The 16,435-nt window shown below is 61.9% G+C and carries 15 protein-coding genes; 8 read left to right on the plus strand and 7 right to left on the minus strand.

Translation table 11 applies throughout. The features are described from left to right. Positions 1 to 177 precede the first annotated feature (177 nt). The 5 genes from RUW20_RS04085 to RUW20_RS04105 form a co-directional block, all read right to left on the minus strand. A complete protein-coding gene (locus RUW20_RS04085; RefSeq protein WP_313950921.1) occupies positions 178 to 537 on the minus strand; it encodes a hypothetical protein in 360 nt (119 codons plus the stop codon). Between the two features lie 73 nt (positions 538 to 610). Continuing rightward, positions 611 to 1,624 (minus strand): NAD(P)-dependent alcohol dehydrogenase, encoded by a 1,014-nt coding sequence (locus RUW20_RS04090; protein ID WP_313950922.1) that lies wholly within the window; start codon positions 1,622 to 1,624, stop codon positions 611 to 613. A gap of 217 nt (positions 1,625 to 1,841) precedes the next feature. After that, positions 1,842 to 2,393, minus strand: coding sequence for a hemerythrin domain-containing protein (locus tag RUW20_RS04095; RefSeq protein ID WP_313950923.1), 552 nt, complete (start codon positions 2,391 to 2,393; stop codon positions 1,842 to 1,844). A 12-nt stretch (positions 2,394 to 2,405) separates the two neighbouring features. Continuing rightward, positions 2,406 to 2,852, minus strand: coding sequence for a PAS domain S-box protein (locus RUW20_RS04100; protein WP_313950924.1), 447 nt, complete (start codon positions 2,850 to 2,852; stop codon positions 2,406 to 2,408). 42 nt (positions 2,853 to 2,894) lie between these two features. After that, positions 2,895 to 3,299, minus strand: a complete 405-nt coding sequence (locus RUW20_RS04105; protein ID WP_313950925.1) for a MarR family winged helix-turn-helix transcriptional regulator — start codon at positions 3,297 to 3,299, stop codon at positions 2,895 to 2,897. A 236-nt stretch (positions 3,300 to 3,535) separates the two neighbouring features. Between RUW20_RS04105 and RUW20_RS04110 the strand changes: the two genes are divergently transcribed. The 6 genes from RUW20_RS04110 to RUW20_RS04135 all read left to right on the plus strand — a co-directional run bounded on the left by RUW20_RS04110 (position 3,536) and on the right by RUW20_RS04135 (position 10,049). Beyond that, positions 3,536 to 4,687, plus strand: a complete 1,152-nt coding sequence (locus RUW20_RS04110; RefSeq protein ID WP_313950926.1) for a PLP-dependent aspartate aminotransferase family protein — start codon at positions 3,536 to 3,538, stop codon at positions 4,685 to 4,687. A gap of 25 nt (positions 4,688 to 4,712) precedes the next feature. After that, positions 4,713 to 6,818: a phosphoenolpyruvate--protein phosphotransferase gene (gene ptsP / locus RUW20_RS04115; protein WP_313950927.1), complete on the plus strand. Its 2,106-nt coding sequence runs from the start codon at positions 4,713 to 4,715 to the stop codon at positions 6,816 to 6,818. 119 nt (positions 6,819 to 6,937) lie between these two features. After that, positions 6,938 to 7,525, plus strand: coding sequence for a hemerythrin domain-containing protein (locus tag RUW20_RS04120; RefSeq protein ID WP_313950928.1), 588 nt, complete (start codon positions 6,938 to 6,940; stop codon positions 7,523 to 7,525). 318 nt (positions 7,526 to 7,843) lie between these two features. Beyond that, positions 7,844 to 8,176, plus strand: a complete 333-nt coding sequence (locus tag RUW20_RS04125) for a cupin domain-containing protein (RefSeq protein ID WP_313950929.1) — start codon at positions 7,844 to 7,846, stop codon at positions 8,174 to 8,176. Positions 8,177 to 8,426: 250 nt separating this feature from the next. Beyond that, positions 8,427 to 9,188 carry a sulfite exporter TauE/SafE family protein gene (locus RUW20_RS04130; protein ID WP_313950935.1) on the plus strand — a complete coding sequence of 254 codons (762 nt, stop codon included), beginning with the start codon at positions 8,427 to 8,429 and terminating at the stop codon, positions 9,186 to 9,188. Between the two features lie 150 nt (positions 9,189 to 9,338). Further along, positions 9,339 to 10,049 carry a metallophosphoesterase family protein gene (locus RUW20_RS04135; RefSeq protein ID WP_313950930.1) on the plus strand — a complete coding sequence of 237 codons (711 nt, stop codon included), beginning with the start codon at positions 9,339 to 9,341 and terminating at the stop codon, positions 10,047 to 10,049. Between the two features lie 367 nt (positions 10,050 to 10,416). On the opposite strand, the gene RUW20_RS04140 is transcribed toward RUW20_RS04135, so the two are convergent. Together RUW20_RS04140 and RUW20_RS04145 are read right to left on the minus strand one after the other, a co-directional pair. Beyond that, positions 10,417 to 13,578 (minus strand): efflux RND transporter permease subunit, encoded by a 3,162-nt coding sequence (locus RUW20_RS04140; RefSeq protein WP_313950931.1) that lies wholly within the window; start codon positions 13,576 to 13,578, stop codon positions 10,417 to 10,419. A gap of 11 nt (positions 13,579 to 13,589) precedes the next feature. Beyond that, a complete protein-coding gene (locus tag RUW20_RS04145; RefSeq protein ID WP_313950932.1) occupies positions 13,590 to 14,810 on the minus strand; it encodes an efflux RND transporter periplasmic adaptor subunit in 1,221 nt (406 codons plus the stop codon). A 151-nt stretch (positions 14,811 to 14,961) separates the two neighbouring features. Between RUW20_RS04145 and RUW20_RS04150 the strand changes: the two genes are divergently transcribed. Continuing rightward, a complete protein-coding gene (locus RUW20_RS04150) occupies positions 14,962 to 15,573 on the plus strand; it encodes a TetR/AcrR family transcriptional regulator (RefSeq protein WP_313950933.1) in 612 nt (203 codons plus the stop codon). Between the two features lie 153 nt (positions 15,574 to 15,726). Continuing rightward, positions 15,727 to 16,128: a cupin domain-containing protein gene (locus RUW20_RS04155; protein ID WP_313950934.1), complete on the plus strand. Its 402-nt coding sequence runs from the start codon at positions 15,727 to 15,729 to the stop codon at positions 16,126 to 16,128. Positions 16,129 to 16,435: the final 307 nt, after the last annotated feature.

Consider the following 16,435-nt stretch of genomic DNA (forward strand, 5'->3'; position numbering starts at 1 on the left):
GGGTCGATACCGGAAATGCAGTGTTATTGACAGTAGACGGTCATGTGCATCGATCTTCGTACGAACGTTACTGGAACGCCTGATCAGGCCGCTTGGAATACGCGCAATTGCGCTAAAACAACATCTTCCAGATGACGGCTGGTGACACGGGTGTTGGGTCTACCCCATGTAAGGCGGCTAGCGAGGACGCCGCGTACCCATCAGGTGGCGGATATAGTCGGCAACGACCAACAACTGGCGCCTGTCCAGCCGCGCAATGATGTTGCGGATCATTGGCGCCATGATCCGGGTGGCGCCGGCTACCCCGAGATTGGCCGACTGCTGTACGACGAAGCCGACCTTGGCCAGCAGGAGTGGCTTGAGAAAGCAGTAGTCCATGCCGCTGTTGGTCAGTTCCACCACCAGATCGCCCAGCGCCGCGCGGTGCACCGTCGGATCTTCGGCATGCTCGAGCGTAGCCAGAAGCTGCACGGTCCTGGCGTGCAGCTCCTCTGGATAGGAGATATGCAGGGAGTGTGGCTGAGCAGCGCGGGACATCAAATTCTCCTTGGACAATCGCCGATCCCGCAGGTCAGGGTCAGCCGCGGCGGATCGGCGACCACTCGCGCTGTCAATGCCGGATGCAGATCTTTCCGAAATGGGCGCCGCTCTTCAGCCAGCCCATCGCTTCCTTGAGTTCTTCGAAGGTAAAGACGCGGTCGACCACCGGCTGCATCCGATGCTGCTCGATCGCCCGCAGCATCGCCTCGAAACCGTCGCGATGGCCGACGGTGATTCCCTGCAGGCGCACCTGGCGCGTTACCACCAGCCCGAGTGGCGCAGCCAGGCTCGACCCGGACAATACGCCGATCATCGACAACGTGCCGCCCGGCTTGATGCAGCGCAAGGATTGCGGCAAGGTCTTCTCGCCACCAAGTTCGACGATGTGATCGAAGCCGCGCCCGCCGGTGATTGCTCGCGCCGGCCTGGCCCATTCCGGCGTCGTCAGGTAATTGATCCCGGCATCCGCGCCGAGGGCTTGCGCGCGTGTCAGCTTCGCATCGCTCGACGAAATGACCGTCACGTGCGCGCCGAGCAGCTTCGCGAACTGCAGCGCGAACAGCGCCACACCGCCGGTTCCCTGCACCAGCACGCGCGACCCGGGGCCGAGCGTGTCGTAGGTGACGACCGCGCTCCACGCCGTAAGCGCCGCGCAGGGCAGCGTCGCCGCCTGCTCGTCGGCGAGATGAGCGGGCACCTTGACGACGCCGCTTTCGGGCAGGCACAGGAGATCGGCCATCATCCCGTCGACCGGCCCGCCAAGCGTCTGTGTCAGCCGCTCGAGATCGGGGGCGCCGGCCAGCCAGCCCTGGTGGAAGCAGGGGCATGCGCGATCGCCGACGCGCACCCCGCTCACCCCCGCACCAACCTCGACGACGTCGCCGACACCGTCGGAAATCGGGATCAGCGGCAGTGTCCCGGTAAACGACCCGTAGCCGCGATTCGGTACGACCAGGTCGCGGTAGTTCAGCGAAGCCGCCTTCATCCGCAGCAACACCTGCCCCGGCCCGGGCTGCGGATCGCGCCGGCTGGCCAGCTGCAGATGGTCCATGCCCCAGTCGTCCTGAATTTGGAAAACTCTCATCGCGCGCGCTCCTGGCGAGGTTGAAGGCGTCATCATGAACTGGCACGTGGCAAGCGGCGGCACGCGTGTCAACAACAAAAAGTATAGGAGGCTCGGTCAACCGGGGTCAATTGCAGATCCGCGCCCTGCGTATAAAGTCGGCTCCGGCGGACGGTTACCCGCCATCGAGAAAGCGGGCTTCAGTCTGTCGCCGTACACGGATCGGCGCTGAGCTCAACTAACTAACATCATCAATTTTCCGGCGCGCGCGCATCGCACGGCCGACGCCAGCGAGCTCGGCATCGCTCAACAAGCGCGCCGCCATTGGCAAGAGTTCGTTTTCCTCGCGCTCGATATGCTGTTCGTAGCGCACCGCCAGCGCCTCGACATCGTCGACCAGCAGCGGCACGCACTCGCCGGCTGCGATCCTCTCGAGGATGGCGCGCAGGTGGCGCCAGCACGCTTCCAGTGCGCGGTGATCGGCCGTCAGCCCAGCGATTATTTCGCGCAGGCAGATCGCGTCCGATCCCGCCATCGATTCGATCAACGCTGGAAAGAGGTCGTCTTCCTCATCGGCATGATGGAGCAGGGCTGATGTGTCGAAGTAGCGCATCAGCCTGATCGTGGCCGTACGCGCCGCGTCGTCGGCGCCGTGGGCAAGCAGGTGCGGCACCAGGCGCCGCAAGTCCGTGCATTGCGCTTCGATCCTGCGGTGGCAAGCGGCAAGCATTTCCAGCGGCGCTTCGGTTCCAGCGATCGGCGCGGAAAACTCCGGGAGGTTTGTCGTCACTTCACGATCCAGTCACTCGGCTTGCTTTGCGCTGGGGCTGGAAGATTGCGCGACCGCCTTGAGGTGGCGGTCGGTGCAGTCACGACCGATAGCCAGCGAACCGACAACCGCACCGCTGGCGTCCCGCACCAGGCCGAAGCTCAACTCCACGTAGAGCTTGCTGCCGTCCTTGTGCGCCGACCGGGTCGTCAGCACCTTGTTTCGGTGTTTGGTCTGGCCGCTGTCGATGGCTTTGTGAAAGCCGTCCCAGTGCGCTTTTCGCAGCCGCTCCGGAATGATCACGTCGAGGCTGTCGCCGAGAACTTCGGCAGCGGTGTAGCCAAAAACGGTTTCAGCGCCCTGGTTCCAGACGCGGATCGCTCCCTTGCAGTCGGCGAAGATGATGACGTCCGGCGCCTGTGCCACGATCGCCTCGAAGAGACCAGCATTCACCTCTGCAAACCCGGAATTTCCCTGCATCCTGTAACTCCTTTCCAGAGAGACGAGCGCAGCCATCGGCGGTTATTCGTGACCGAGCGTCGTCAAATCGGGCACCGTGAATTTACCCTGCAACGACAGCAGCTCACGGCGATGAAGGTCTGCCAGCTGCTCAAGGCATTCGTTTCCTTCTTGCGTCAGTTGCACGTCCACCTGCCGCCGGTCGCCGCAGCTGGCGCTACGCCTTACCAGCCCGGCGAGCTCGCAGCGCGAAATCAGCGACACGACCCCGTGGTGCTTCGCCTGCAAGCGTTCGGCGAGTTCGCCCACGGTCGCCGACTCGCGCCCGGGAAAACCCTTGATCTGCAGCAGCAGCAGGTACTGCAAGGGTGTTATCCCGTTCCCACGCGTCACCTCTTCGCTGAAGCGCAGATAGCGGCGCAGCTGGTAGCGAAAGTGGGCCAGCGTTTCAAAGTCAGCCTTCAACATTCGCTGCTCAGACATTTTTTGGCCAACCGCCTTCCCTGATATTTGTATCACAGTATGATAGAGTTGGCTGGACGCAAGGGCAAGCGGCATTGCCGCGAGTCGCTTGCCCTCGGAGGCTGCAAGGCATGCCCGAGGCAAGGAAGTGAAGCGCGTGGTTCAGGCGTGATCCGGCCGATGGAAGAGCCCACGCACAATGCACGATGAGACACACAGCCAAAGTCGAGCGAAGAAACGTGATGACCACTGACTCCCATACCCACCGCCTTTCGACGCTCTGTGTCCACGCTGGCACTTATCGGGACCAGGCCACTGGCGGCGCGTGCAGTCCAATTTTCACGTCAACGGCCTATGCGGTACCAAACCCGGCTGACGAGAACCTCTATCCGCGTTGCTTCAATACGCCCAACCAGCAGGTCATCAACCGCAAATTGGCAGCGCTGGAAAGGGGCGAATCGGCGATTGTTTTTGGCTCGGGTATGGCGGCCATTTCCACTTTCCTGCTCGCCCACCTCAAAGCGGGTGAACACGCGATTTTCCAGAACGATCTCTACGGCGGCAGCATGCAGTTGATCGGTCAGGAACTGCCGCGACTCGGCGTGCAGGTTTCGTGGGGTGCGAACGTCGCAGAGTTCGCCGCAGCCGTCAGACCCGAGACGCGGCTGATCTATGTCGAATCACCTTCGAACCCCCTGCTGCACTGTGTGGATCTGGCTGCGCTGGCCGCGCTCGGCAAACGCCACGGCGTGTTGACCGTCATCGACAACACCTTCGCTACGCCGATCAACCAGAATCCGATTGCACTGGGTATCGACGCCGTCATCCACAGCGCGACCAAATATCTCAACGGCCACAGCGACGTGAATGCGGGTGTCGTCGTGGCGTCCGCTGAAACCGTCAACCGTGTCTTGGCGAGTGCCGTGAGCTTTGGCGGCATGCTCGACGCGAACGCCTGTTCCCAGCTCGAGCGCGGCCTGAAGACATTGGCCCTGCGCGTGCAACGGCACAACGAGAATGCCGGCAGGCTGGCGCGCTTCCTCGCCGCGCATCCGGCGGTTGCGCGCGTCAACTATCCCGGCTTGCCCGAACATCCCGACCACGCCATCGCCGCGCGCCAGATGCGCGGTTTTGGCGGCATGCTGTCCTTCGAACTGCATCAACCCAAGCAGGTGGATCGCCTGCTGAGCCGGCTGCGGCTGGTCATGCCGGCATTGAGTCTCGGCGGTGTCGAAAGCCTGATTTGCGTGCCGAGTCGCAGTTCGCACCGCACGATGACGCCGGCCGAGCGACAGCGTGCGGGAATCAGCGATGGCTTGTTGCGGGTTTCTGTCGGCATCGAGGATGCCGACGACCTGCTCGCGGACTTCGCTGCAGCCCTGTCCATGGAATGATCACCCACCAGGAGCCATCAAGCTGATGGAAAGTACCGACAAGGCACGGCCCGCGTCTTTGATGATCATTGGCCAGGTCGCATCCCCCGGGCTTGCTCGGGGGCCTGCTTTGCACTGCGATTGCGCCAGAAAACAGATCGCCATTCCGCGCCGGCAGGTGAGCGAAACGGAAGTGCAAGGAGAAATCGAGCGCTTCGATGCCGCGGTTTCCGCCGCGGAGAGGAAGCTGCTGGAGGTTCAAGAGAGCGTCCGGCGCAGCCTCGGGAAGGATGAGGCGGAGATTTTTGAAGCACAAATCCTCCTCCTGCGCGACGTGCAACTGCGCGATGCGGTGCGTGAGCTTTGCCTCGAAAATGGGATGAATGTCGAGGCTGCCGTCGATGAAGCGATCAAACGACTGATGGACTTGTTTGCGCGCCTCGATGATCCCTACTTCCGCGAGCGGGCCACCGACCTGCACGACGTGGGCAGACGCCTGCTGGATCACCTTGAGGAGAATGGGCGGCCGGATGTTCCTGTTCTTCACGATGGCTGCGTCATTGTCACCGACGAGCTGCTGGCGTCTGTCGTTGCCCAGCTCGAAGGCCACGGCGTGCGTGCCTTGATTGTCGAAAAAGGCGGCCTCACGGCGCATGCGACGATTTTGGCGCGCTCGCTTGGCATCCCGACGCTCGTGCACGTGCCCGAGGCCTCTCGGAGAATCCGCACCGGCGATCTGGTGATCGTCGATGCGCTGGCCGGACGCGCCTTCATCAACCCGCCAGCAGAGGTGCTGCGCAGATACGACCGACTGGAGGCCGACCTCCAGGTCTACCAGGGTGTCTTGAAAGGCTTGATCGGCCTGCCAGCGGTCACTCGGGATGGCATCGAAATCAAACTCTCTGCCAATATCGGTCAGACCGCCGATGCGGTGACGGCCGCGAAGTTGGGAGCCGATGGCGCCGGCCTGTATCGTACCGAGTTCGGCTTCCTGGTCCAGGATCATTTTCCTTCGGAAGACGAGCAGTACCAGTTCTACCGTGCCACCGCCGAGCACCTGCAGCCGGGCGAAACGGTGATCCGCCTTCTCGATGTCGGCAGCGACAAACCGCTGAGCTATTTCCCGCTGTCCCGCGAAGACAATCCCGCCCTGGGCTATCGGGGCATCAGGCTTTTGCTCGGGCATCCGACCCTCATGCAGGCACAGCTGCGCGCCATCCTCAGGCTCAGCGCATCGCATCCGGTCGCCATTCTCCTGCCGATGATCGATGGCATGGACGAGTTGCGCGCGGCCAAAGCAGCGATCGAAACGGCAAAAGCGGAACTCGTCGCCACCGGGCAGTCGTTCAATCCCGATATTCCCGTCGGCGCGATGATCGAAACGCCCTCTGCGGCGATCGTCATCGAGCACCTGGCCGACGAGGTCGACTTCTTCAGTGTTGGCACCAACGACCTCGTCCAGTTTCTGCTGGCGGCTGACCGAATTCGTGGCCAGGCGGCGTCCACCTACGAGCCATTGCATCCGGCAGTCATCCAGGTGCTCGCCACGCTGGTGGGCGTGGCCAGGAGCAAGGGCAAACCGATCTCCCTGTGCGGCGAAATCGCCAGCGATCCGGCATACACGAACCTCTTGATCGGCCTGGGATTTCGGCGTCTCAGCGTCAGTCCGGGCCGACTGCTGGACGTCAAGCACGCGATTCGCTCGACCACTTTGCCGGATGCCGAAAGCCTGGCCGGCCAGGTTCTGGCCATGCGCTCGACGTTCGCTATCAGGACGCAGATGGAAGACGACTGGAAACGGCGCAGACCGGTATCTTCACCCGAGTTCCCGACGTCGCGTTCGGCGACCAGCACCGAGCCCTGCCCAGTCACCCACAACGTCGCCAGGCAGCGCTTTGAATCTTCGGCGGGCGCCGCTCTGGCGTCCCTGAGCTACGTCATCGAAGGCGAGCGCGTCATCCTGGACCATACCTTTGTCCCCGACGAACTGCGCGGACACGGCATAGCCGCTGCCTTGGCCCGTAGGACGCTGGACGAGGCGCGGCAACGGCGCTGGAAGATCGTCCCTCGCTGTTCGTATGTCGCCAGCTTCATCAAGCGTCACCCGGAATTCGCGGACCTGGTCGACCTGCACGAAGAGGATCAGGACTGAGGTGAGAGTCTCCAACGGCAGTCGCGCGAACGACAATCGATGATCTCGGTGTGACAGATTGCCAACGGTTGCGTATCCCCCGGGATGTCGGTGCGCAGCACCACTGAAGGGAGAATCAAGTGCACGAGGTAATTTCCAGGCTGTTGCTAGAGCATCGCAACCTTGGCAAGCTGGTCGGCCTGCTTGATCGTTTTCCTGCCAATCGGATCCATCCAACGCTCGCCGAGATAACGCTTCTGGCTGACGTTTTTTCTTACCTGACAAGCTTTCCAGACCTTCGTCATCACCCGGTCGAGGACTGTATTGTGGCCAGTCTGCGCACCAGAAATGCGCTGTTGGCCGACATTGGTGACGAGATCGGTAGGCAGCATCAAGTATTGGCCAGGCAGGGCGCTGACTTGATGCGCGATCTGGAGTCGGCTGCCCGCGAGGAAACGACGTCCTGGCCAGCTGTTGCGGGCAACGCCCGGCTATACGCTGAACGCCTTCGCCACAACATGGCGGTAGAGGAATTGGCCCTTTTCCCGTTGGCCGAGGAGGTTTTTGATGATGAGGATTGGGCTGCCATGGTCACAGCATTGCCCAGGCCGGCGCCGGCCGATCCGCTTTTTGTTTCGCAGACCGAGCAGCGCTTCGCCGAACTTCGCCGAGTGATCGCCGCAGAAGCAGTCTGTGACTGTTTTCACAACCCCGAAGAGGAGGGGTAATGGTGCGTCGCATCGTGGCGCAAGACCCTGGTTTCGCAATCGCTCAGACAGGAATTTGACTGGGCGGCAGAGCAGCTATTTGGCATCGCGTATGCGGGGTGGCTGTGCTGCGCTGTTCTCAGCTATTCGTTATTGGTGATCGAGCGGGGATGCGAATGGATCCGTTCGACCGGGTGTGACGGCGCGCCACCGCTGCAGGTGAGGCCATGAACTTGGGGAGGCGGTGTCGGCGCCTCCGGATGGCCGCCAGGAGCGGATCATCTACTGAAGACCCCCGGCTCGGCCGGGGGTGCTCATTTCGTCGAGGAGAGATTTGTCATGGCACTATCACACGCCAAGTCGGGCGATCTGGTGAACATCAACGCGGCTACCGCCGCGCTCGCCAGCGACACGTCGGCCACCCTGGTGCGCGACGAACATATCGAGATCTTCCGCCTGGTCCTCAGCGCCGGTACCGACATGCAGGAACACAGCGCGGCCGGGGCCATGACGGTGCAGTGCCTGAGCGGTGAAGTGGACTTCAGCTGTCACGATAGAACCCAGACCTTGTCGCCGGGCGGCCTCATCTACCTGAACAATGCCGCGCCGCATGCGCTGTATTGCAGGCAGGAGGCTACCCTTCTTGTCACCCTGTTCTTGAACCGGAAATAGGGCTTGGTATCACCACGTTCGTGCACGTTCCGGAGGGTGGCAGACAGCCAGCGCTGTGCCCAATCCGTGCCTCGGCAGGTCGAAAATAGAGCTTTGGTGCCGCAAGAATTTTGACTTGACGAGGGCATGCCAAGCGGCTGCGACTCGGTAGCGGGCGAGAGTTTAATGGCGGCCGGTGACACGAGTGTTGGGTCTAGCCCTATTTGCGATTTGCTGTTTTTCTCGATACCTTTTCAGATCGTCCCGTTTAATGCTAAACGACCCGCTTAACGTCATCCTGTTGCTCGCTGCAGCCTTCATTGCGGGCGCATTGAATGCCATCGCCGGTGGCGGCAGTTTTCTGACGCTCCCGGCACTGGTTTTCACCGGCATGCCACCGGTTATCGCGAATGCCACGGGCACCGTTGCCCTGTTACCCGGCTATGTTTCGGGCGCCTTGGGATTTCGTGAAGACATGGAGGCGCCACCCGGTCTGTCGTTGCGCAGTCTGACTGTCCTCAGTCTGGTCGGCGGCGCAACCGGCGCCGCCCTGCTGCTGGTTACCGACGACCGAACCTTCAGCAGAATCGTGCCCTGGCTATTGCTGCTTGCAACGATACTTTTTGCCGTCGGTCCGATACTGCTCCGCAGACTCAAGGGCAGCAAGACCGGCCATGCCTCAGTGGGGAGGGCTGCTGCGGGCATGCTGGCCGTCTCCATCTATGGCGGATACTTTAACGGGGGCCTCGGCATCCTGCTGCTGGCGCTGTTCGGCTTGCTTGGTCAAGACAACCTGAATGCCATGAATGGCATGAAGAACGTGGTTTCGGCATTGCTGACCGCGATCGCCGTCGCCATCTACGCCTGGGGTGGCGTCGTGGCCTGGCCGCAGGCGCTGGCGATGATGGTTGCAGCGACTGCGGGCGGGTATCTGGGTGCCCGGCTGGCGCGGCGGATTCCCGCGCCCATGCTGCGTGCCGGTATTGTTGCCATCGGTTTGCTCATGACCACGCTGTTCTTTCTTCGCGGTTGACCATGGAAACCTTTGGGTGCCCGTCGTGGCGCCCAAGCTCGAACAAGATTTCCCGTTTTCAGCGGGAGAACTGATTTGCGCTGAGCACTGCCAAGGCGAAACGTTTCGCGACTGCCCCTGCCGTCTTCATCCGCGCTTCCGGGCCAAACCATGAAAATCCAGATCGTTTCGGACATCCACCTCGGCCTCGCACCATGCGCCCTTCCGAACGTCGGTGCAGACCTGCTGATTCTCGCCGGGGATATTCACCGTCCGGTCGAAGCATTGCGCTGGGCAAGAGAGTTGCCAATCCCGATCATTTATGTACCCGGCAATCACGAATACTACGGCTCCAGCTTGCCGGCGACGGACCGCCTGCTCAGGGAAGTCGTTCAAGACAGCAACGTGACTCTGCTCGATGGCGCTGAAAAGCGCATCGGCGAAGTGCGTGTGCTCGGAGCAACGTTGTGGACTGATTTTCTCCTTTATGGGGATGGTCCGGAACGTGAAAAGGCGATGGACGAGGCCAGGCGTTTCAGCCGGGATTTCAGCCGCATCACTGTGGATGAAGAAGGGCTCGCAACACTTTCGCCGGTGCACTGTGCAACGCTCTTTATGCAGCACGCCAACTGGCTGGAGGCGCGACTCGCTGAACCCTTCGATGGCGAAACGGTCGTCGTGACCCACTTTGCGCCTTCGGCCGGCAGTATCGCTCCGCGTTTTGCCGGATCGCTCCTGAACGCCTGTTTTGTCTCGAACCTGGATGCGCTGGTCGGGAGGAGCGGCGCCGCGCCGCGCTGTGGGTGCATGGCCACACCCACGACAGCTGCGATTACCACATCAAGCGCTCACGGGTGCTCGCCAACCCGCGCGGTTACGTGAAAAACGGCAAGGCTGAGAACTCGGCGTTCAACCCCGGGCTGACGGTAGAGGTGGGCTGCGTTCGCCAAGACCAGGTCAATCTATCGTAGCAGTTCACCCGGAAAGAGCGGCGCAAACAATTAGAGTGCGTAGCGCAGAGTTGCTTGTGCGCAACCCGCAGGCGATGGCGTTCGGTAGCGTCACCGGCAAGCGCCTCTGCTTCCCTCTGGCTGACCTGCTTCGCCCGTTCTTCCAGGCAAGTGTGGTCGCGGACTCGGTCGGCGGCTTCTTGGGCAAGCGGATCATTGATCTGCTGCCACACGGCGCCTGTCTCAGAAAGGCCGCGAATTCCTTGCCTCCGCGGTAAGTGTCAAAGCAGAAATTGGCGTTATTTCTTGACTTCCGTGGAGGCCGCGACCACAAGCTCAGGCGCTGCCGTCTTGTCCTTGAAAATGCGTTTGATGAGCACATAGAACATCGGGACGAAAAAGATACCGAGTGCGGTGGCCGAGATCGTGCCGCCGAGTACGCCGGTACCGATCGCGTTCTGGCTGCCAGAGCCGGCGCCAGTGCTGATGGCCAGCGGCAACACGCCCAGCCCGAAGGCCAGCGAGGTCATCAGGATCGGGCGCAGGCGCATGCGCACCGCGCTCAGCGTGGCGCTGACCAGATCGTGGCCGGCGTCGACCTGTGCCTTGGCGAATTCGACAATCAGGATCGCGTTCTTCGACGACAGGCCGATGGTTGCCAGCAGGCCGACCTGGAAGTACACGTCGTTGGACAGGCCGCGACCGCTTGCGGCCAGCAGCGCACCGAGCACGCCCAGCGGTACCACCAGCATCACCGCAAAAGGTACCGACCAGCTCTCGTAAAGTGCTGCCAGGCAGAGAAACACGACCAGCAGCGACAAGGCATACAGCGCCGGTGCCTGCGCCCCTGAGCGGCGTTCCTCGTAGGAGGTGCCTGACCATTCATAGCCAATGCCGGGTGGCAGTTTGGCGATGAGCTCCTGAACGGCATTCATCGCGTCACCAGACGAGAGCCCGGGCGCTGCCTGGCCGAGCAGTTCGACAGAGGGCTGCCCGTTGAAACGTTCGAGAAGCGGCGAGCCAAAACCCCATCTGGCCGTGGTAAAGGCCGAGAAAGGCACCATTTCGCCTTTCACGTTGCGCACGTACCATTTCTTGAGGTCATCCGGGGTCATGCGGGCAGCGGCCTCGGCCTGAAGATAGACCTTCTTGATTCGCCCACGGTCCATGAAGTCGTTGACGTAACTGCCACCCCAGGCCGTGGACAGTGTGTCGTTAATGTTCGCCACGCTTACCCCGAGGGCGCCGGCCTTGGCATGGTCGATTTCGAGCTGGTACTCGGGCATGTCTTCCTGACCATTCGGGCGCACGCCGACCAGCCGCTTGTCCTCTCTCGCCATACCCAGAAACTGGTTGCGTGCAGCCACCAGGGCATCGTGGCCGAGGCCGCTGCGGTCCTGTAGCTGGACGCTGAAGCCGTTGGAGGTACCCAACTCGATGACCGCCGGTGGAACGAAAGCGAAGACCATCGCCTCACGGATCTTCGAGAATGCGGCCATTGCACGTCCGGCGATCGCCTTGACGCTCATGCCCGGTCCCTGCCGTTCGCTCCAGTTGCGCATATTGATGAAGCCAATGCCCATGTTTTGGCCACGGCCACCGAAGCTGAAGCCGGCGACGGTGAAGATGGAAGCGGCGGTGTTCTGTTCGCTGTCGAGGAAGTGGCGCTCGACTTTCTTGAGGACCTCGATGGTGCGCTCCTGAGTGGCGCCTGCAGGCAGCATGACCTGGGTGAACATCACGCCCTGATCCTCTTCCGGCAGGAAGGAGGTCGGCATGCGCACGAAGAGGAAGCCGAGCGCCACCACGATAAGCGCGTAGATCACCAGATAGCGCCCGCTGCCCCGAAGGATGCGTCCGACCGCTGATTCGTAACGCCCGGTGTTACGTTCGAACATGCCGTTGAACCAGCCGAAGAAGCCGCTGAACCAGCCGCCCTCGCTGTGACCGTGGCCCTTGGCCACCGGTTTCAGCATGGTGACGCACAGCGCCGGGGTGAACACCAGGGCGATGAGCACCGACAGGGCCATCGCGGCGACGATGGTGATCGAGAACTGGCGGTAGATAACACCGGTTGAGCCGCCGAAGAAGGCCATCGGTACGAATACCGCTGACAGCACCAGGCCGATGCCGACCAGCGCCCCGGTAATCTGGTCCATGGACTTGCGCGTTGCATCGCGCGCTGACAGGCCTTCCTCGCTCATCACTCGCTCGACGTTCTCGACCACCACGATGGCGTCGTCCACCAGCAGACCGATGGCCAACACGGTGCCGAACATGGTCAGGGTGTTGATCGAAAAACCGAAGGCCGCCATCACCCCGAAGGTGCCGAGCAGCACCACCGGTACGGCGATGGTTGGAATCAGGGTGGCGCGAAAGTTCTGCAGGAACAGGAACATCACCAGGAACACCAGCACGATGGCCTCGAGCAGGGTCTTGACCACTTCCTCGATGGAGATCTTCACGAAGGGCGTGGTGTCGTAAGGGATGACCACGTCGACGCCGGCCGGGAAATAGCGCTTCATCTCTGCCAGCGTGGCGCGCACCGCGGTGGCGGTCTTCAGGGCATTGGCGCCGGCGGCCAACTTCACGCCGATACCCGCCGCTGGCTGGCCGTTATAGCGCGCAACGGTACTGTAGTCCTGGGCGCCGATTTCGATCCGCGCCACATCCCCGAGTCGTACTTCGCCGCCCTGGCTGGAACTGCGCAGCAGGATGTTTTCGAACTCCCCGACGGTCTGCAGGCGGCTCTGGGCAGTAATCGAGGCGGTGAAACCCTGGCCAGGCAGCGACGGCGTTCCGCCGAGCTGGCCGGCCGAGACCTGCGTGTTCTGTGCCTCGATCGCCGTTCGGATGTCAGCCGGCGTCAGCCGGAAGTTGTTCAACTTGGTGGGATCGATCCAGACCCGCATTGCATACTGTGATCCGAAAATTTGCACCTCGCCGACACCGGTGACGCGCGACAGCGGATCCTGCACCGAGGAGACAATGAAGTCCGCCAGGTCGACGTTGTCGAGCGTGCCCTGTTTCGACACGAAGCCGATCACCATCAGGAAGTTGCGGGCCGACTTGGCGACCTGCACGCCCTGCTGCTGTACTGCCTGCGGCAATAGCGGCAGGGCGAGTTGCAGCTTGTTCTGCACCTGCACCTGGGCAATGTCCGGATCGGTAGCGGCATCGAAGGTAAGGGTGATCGCGGCGCGACCGAAGGAGTCGCTCGACGAGTTGATGTAAAGCAGGCCGTCGAGGCCGGTCAGCTTCTGCTCAATAATCTGGGTGACGGACTCCTCAACCGCCTTCGCCGAGGCGCCCGGATAGCTGGTGTTGATCACCACGGCGGGTGGGGCGATCGACGGATACTGCGATACCGGCAATTGCAGAATGGCAAGCGCACCCGCCAGCATGATGACGATGGCGATGACCCAGGCGAAGATCGGCCGGTCGATGAAGAAGTTGACCACGCTTCAGCTCCTCACTTCGTGGCCGCAGCGGACACCGCCGCAGACGCCGTTGCCTCGGCACCGGCTACCTGCACCGTCACCGTCGCGCCGGGCCTGATTTTCTGTAGTCCGTCGACGATGATCCGGTCGCCCGCAGCCAGCCCTTCGCTTACCAACCACTTGTCGCCGATCGAACGGGTCGTGGTCACCGGGCGCGCTTCGACCTTGTCCTCCGCGCCCACCACCATCACCACGGCATTGCCGCGCCGATCGTGAGTCACTGCGGCATGCGGTACCAGGATGGCCTTTTCGATCTCGCCCTGTGCGAGGCGAGCGCGGACGTACATGCCTGGCAGCAGATCGGCCTGCGGATTCGGAAAAACTGCACGCAGGGTCACGCTGCCAGTATCCGTGTCGACCGAAACACCTGAGAAAGCCAGCTTGCCGCTTGCCGCGTACTCGCTACCATCCTCAAGCAGCAGTCGCACCGGAACCACGTGTTCGGCAAGGTCCTGCAGTTTGCCCTCGGCGAGATCGCGCTTGAGACGGAGGAGGTCAACGCTCGACTGCGTGAGGTCAACGTAGATCGGGTCGAGTTGCTGCACGGTCGTCAGTGCGGCAGGCTGGTTGGCCGTAACCAGGGCGCCGGCGGTGACGGTCGAACGTCCGCTTCGGCCTGCGATGGGCGAGGGCACACGGGTGTACGCGAGGTCGATGCGGGCCTTTTCGAGTGCTGCGCGTGCCGAGGCGACATCCGCTTCGGCCTGCTTGAATGCCGCCGTGGTGTCGTCGTCGGCCTGCTTGCTGATCATCCCTTTCTTCCCCAGTTCGGCGTAGCGCTCGGCCTTCAGCCGGACAGCGTAGTGGTTGGCTTCGGCGCGGCTCAGACCAGCTTTGGCACTTGCAAACGCCGCGCGATACGTTGCCGGGTCGATCTGGTAGAGCGTCTGACCTTCCTTGACCTCGCTGCCTTCGGTGAACAGCCGCTGCTGGATGATGCCGCTCACCTGCGGCCGTACCTCGGCCACCCTGTACGCCACGGTGCGTCCCGGAAGCTCGGTCGTCAGCTTGACCGGCTCGGTGCGTGCCACGATGACGCCGACCGGGTTCGCGGCGGTAGCAGCGCCCGATGCCGGTCCCTTGGGGCCGCCATCACTGCATGCGGCGAGCGTCAGGGCGCTGGCGAGCGCGACCCCCAGAATCGGGAAAGGGATTCCCAGGATTGGGAAAGTCAGCCGTGATGGAAGCTTCATGTTGTGTCTCGGTGGTGTTGTTGACCCTTGGGCAGGAAATCTCGGAAGGGTAGCGAAGGATAAACTAGAATGAACGTTCATTCTAGTTTATCCTTCGCAGAGCATTGCAGGCTGATGCCGAAGCTTGTTCCGCAACTACCGCAGACCGCCGATGACCAAAGAGACGCCCAGCCCCGCAGATTGCCCCCGCACTGAAGCGCGCCGCGCCCAGATCCTTGATGCTGCAGAGAACTGTGTTCGCGAATACGGCTTCCACCGAGCCAGCATTTCGAAAATATCGAAAGCTTCAGGCATGGGTGCAGGCCACATTTACCACTATTTCGCGAACAAGGAGGCCATCATCGCCGCCATCGTCGCCCGCGAAGTCGAACGCTTGCTGACGCTCACCGCAGAGGTGCAGGCAGCAGAGAACATGCTTGAGGAACTGGTACTTCGTACGGAAAGCGGTGTCCTGGGAAACCTGGATTCACACGCCGCAGGGCTCAAGCTGGAAATCGTTGCCGAGGCGTCGCGCAACCCGGCAATCGCCGAGATCGTCCGTGCCGCGGACAGCCGGCGCAGCGCCGGTCTCGAAGAAACCCTCAAGGCCTTGCGACAGGCACACGGCCTGGCGAACGATGCTGCGACGATTGCGACCCTTGCCGAAGTGATTGCGGCAATGTTTGAAGGTCTGATGGTGCGCGCCATTCGCAATCCGGCGGCAGACCGCCAATTGATCGTCCGAAAATTTCAGCAACTGATCCGCGCGATGGTGCTGGGGTGATTTCGCGAACCTGAAGCTTGAGACGCAGAGGAGGGAAACCTGGGTAGGCCTTTGTCATTTTACGGGTTGAGCTTTCCAGCCGGTAAAGCTCCCTACGAGCACCGTGCCTTCGAATCGTGAGCTGCCGATTACGACGTCAAGCCGGATCGGATCTTGATCTACAGAAAGCCGGATGACATCGTGCTGCCGGGGGACGCTCATTTCGTCGAGGAGGGTTTTGTCATGGCACTATCACACGCCAAGTCGGGCGATCTGGTGAATATCAACGATGCTACCGCCGCGCTCGCCAGCGACACGTCGGCCACCCTGGTGCGCGACGAACATATCGAGATCTTCCGCCTGGTCCTCAGCGCCGGTACCGACATGCAGGAACACAGCGCGGCCGGGGCCATGACGGTGCAGTGCCTGAGCGGTGAAGTGGACTTCAGCTGTCACGATAGAACCCAGACGTTGTTGTCGGGCGGCCTCATCTACCTGAACAATGCCGCGCCGCATGCCTTGTATTGCAGGCAGGAGGCTACCCTTCTTGTCACCCTGTTTTTGAACCGGAAATAGGGTTTGGTATCACGACGCTCGTGCACGTTCCGGAGCGTAGCAGGCAGCCAGCGCTGTGCTCAATCCGTGCCCCGACAGATCAAGGGTCGAGCTTTCGCGCAGCAATAATTGCGCATAGTTGACCAGAATCAACGACTATTCGTTTGGCCGGGCGTAAACCGTCACCACGGTCTGGCGTTTTGCCGGCTGCACAACGACAACGGAGGGTCATAACGAATGACGAATCATCGCAGACTGCGCGGTGCCGGAATTTTGCTTGCCGCGGTTTTGCCATTGGCATTGGGCAACGCCTTGGCACAGGATAATG

The organism is Accumulibacter sp. (genome assembly GCF_032229525.1).
Taxonomy (GTDB): Bacteria; Pseudomonadota; Gammaproteobacteria; order Burkholderiales; family Rhodocyclaceae; genus Accumulibacter.

Bases quoted from the DNA above. Each gene is read 5' to 3' on its own strand.
- RUW20_RS04110 (WP_313950926.1), top strand. From the start codon at position 3,536: ATGACCACTGACTCCCATACCCACCGCCTTTCGACGCTCTGTGTCCAC.
- RUW20_RS04090 (WP_313950922.1), bottom strand. From the start codon at position 1,624: ATGAGAGTTTTCCAAATTCAGGACGACTGGGGCATGGACCATCTGCAG.
- RUW20_RS04135 (WP_313950930.1), top strand. From the start codon at position 9,339: ATGAAAATCCAGATCGTTTCGGACATCCACCTCGGCCTCGCACCATGC.
- RUW20_RS04130 (WP_313950935.1), top strand. From the start codon at position 8,427: ATGCTAAACGACCCGCTTAACGTCATCCTGTTGCTCGCTGCAGCCTTC.
- RUW20_RS04125 (WP_313950929.1), top strand. From the start codon at position 7,844: ATGGCACTATCACACGCCAAGTCGGGCGATCTGGTGAACATCAACGCG.
- ptsP (WP_313950927.1), top strand. From the start codon at position 4,713: ATGGAAAGTACCGACAAGGCACGGCCCGCGTCTTTGATGATCATTGGC.
- RUW20_RS04085 (WP_313950921.1), bottom strand. From the start codon at position 537: ATGTCCCGCGCTGCTCAGCCACACTCCCTGCATATCTCCTATCCAGAG.
- RUW20_RS04100 (WP_313950924.1), bottom strand. From the start codon at position 2,852: ATGCAGGGAAATTCCGGGTTTGCAGAGGTGAATGCTGGTCTCTTCGAG.
- RUW20_RS04145 (WP_313950932.1), bottom strand. From the start codon at position 14,810: ATGAAGCTTCCATCACGGCTGACTTTCCCAATCCTGGGAATCCCTTTC.
- RUW20_RS04150 (WP_313950933.1), top strand. From the start codon at position 14,962: ATGACCAAAGAGACGCCCAGCCCCGCAGATTGCCCCCGCACTGAAGCG.
- RUW20_RS04105 (WP_313950925.1), bottom strand. From the start codon at position 3,299: ATGTTGAAGGCTGACTTTGAAACGCTGGCCCACTTTCGCTACCAGCTG.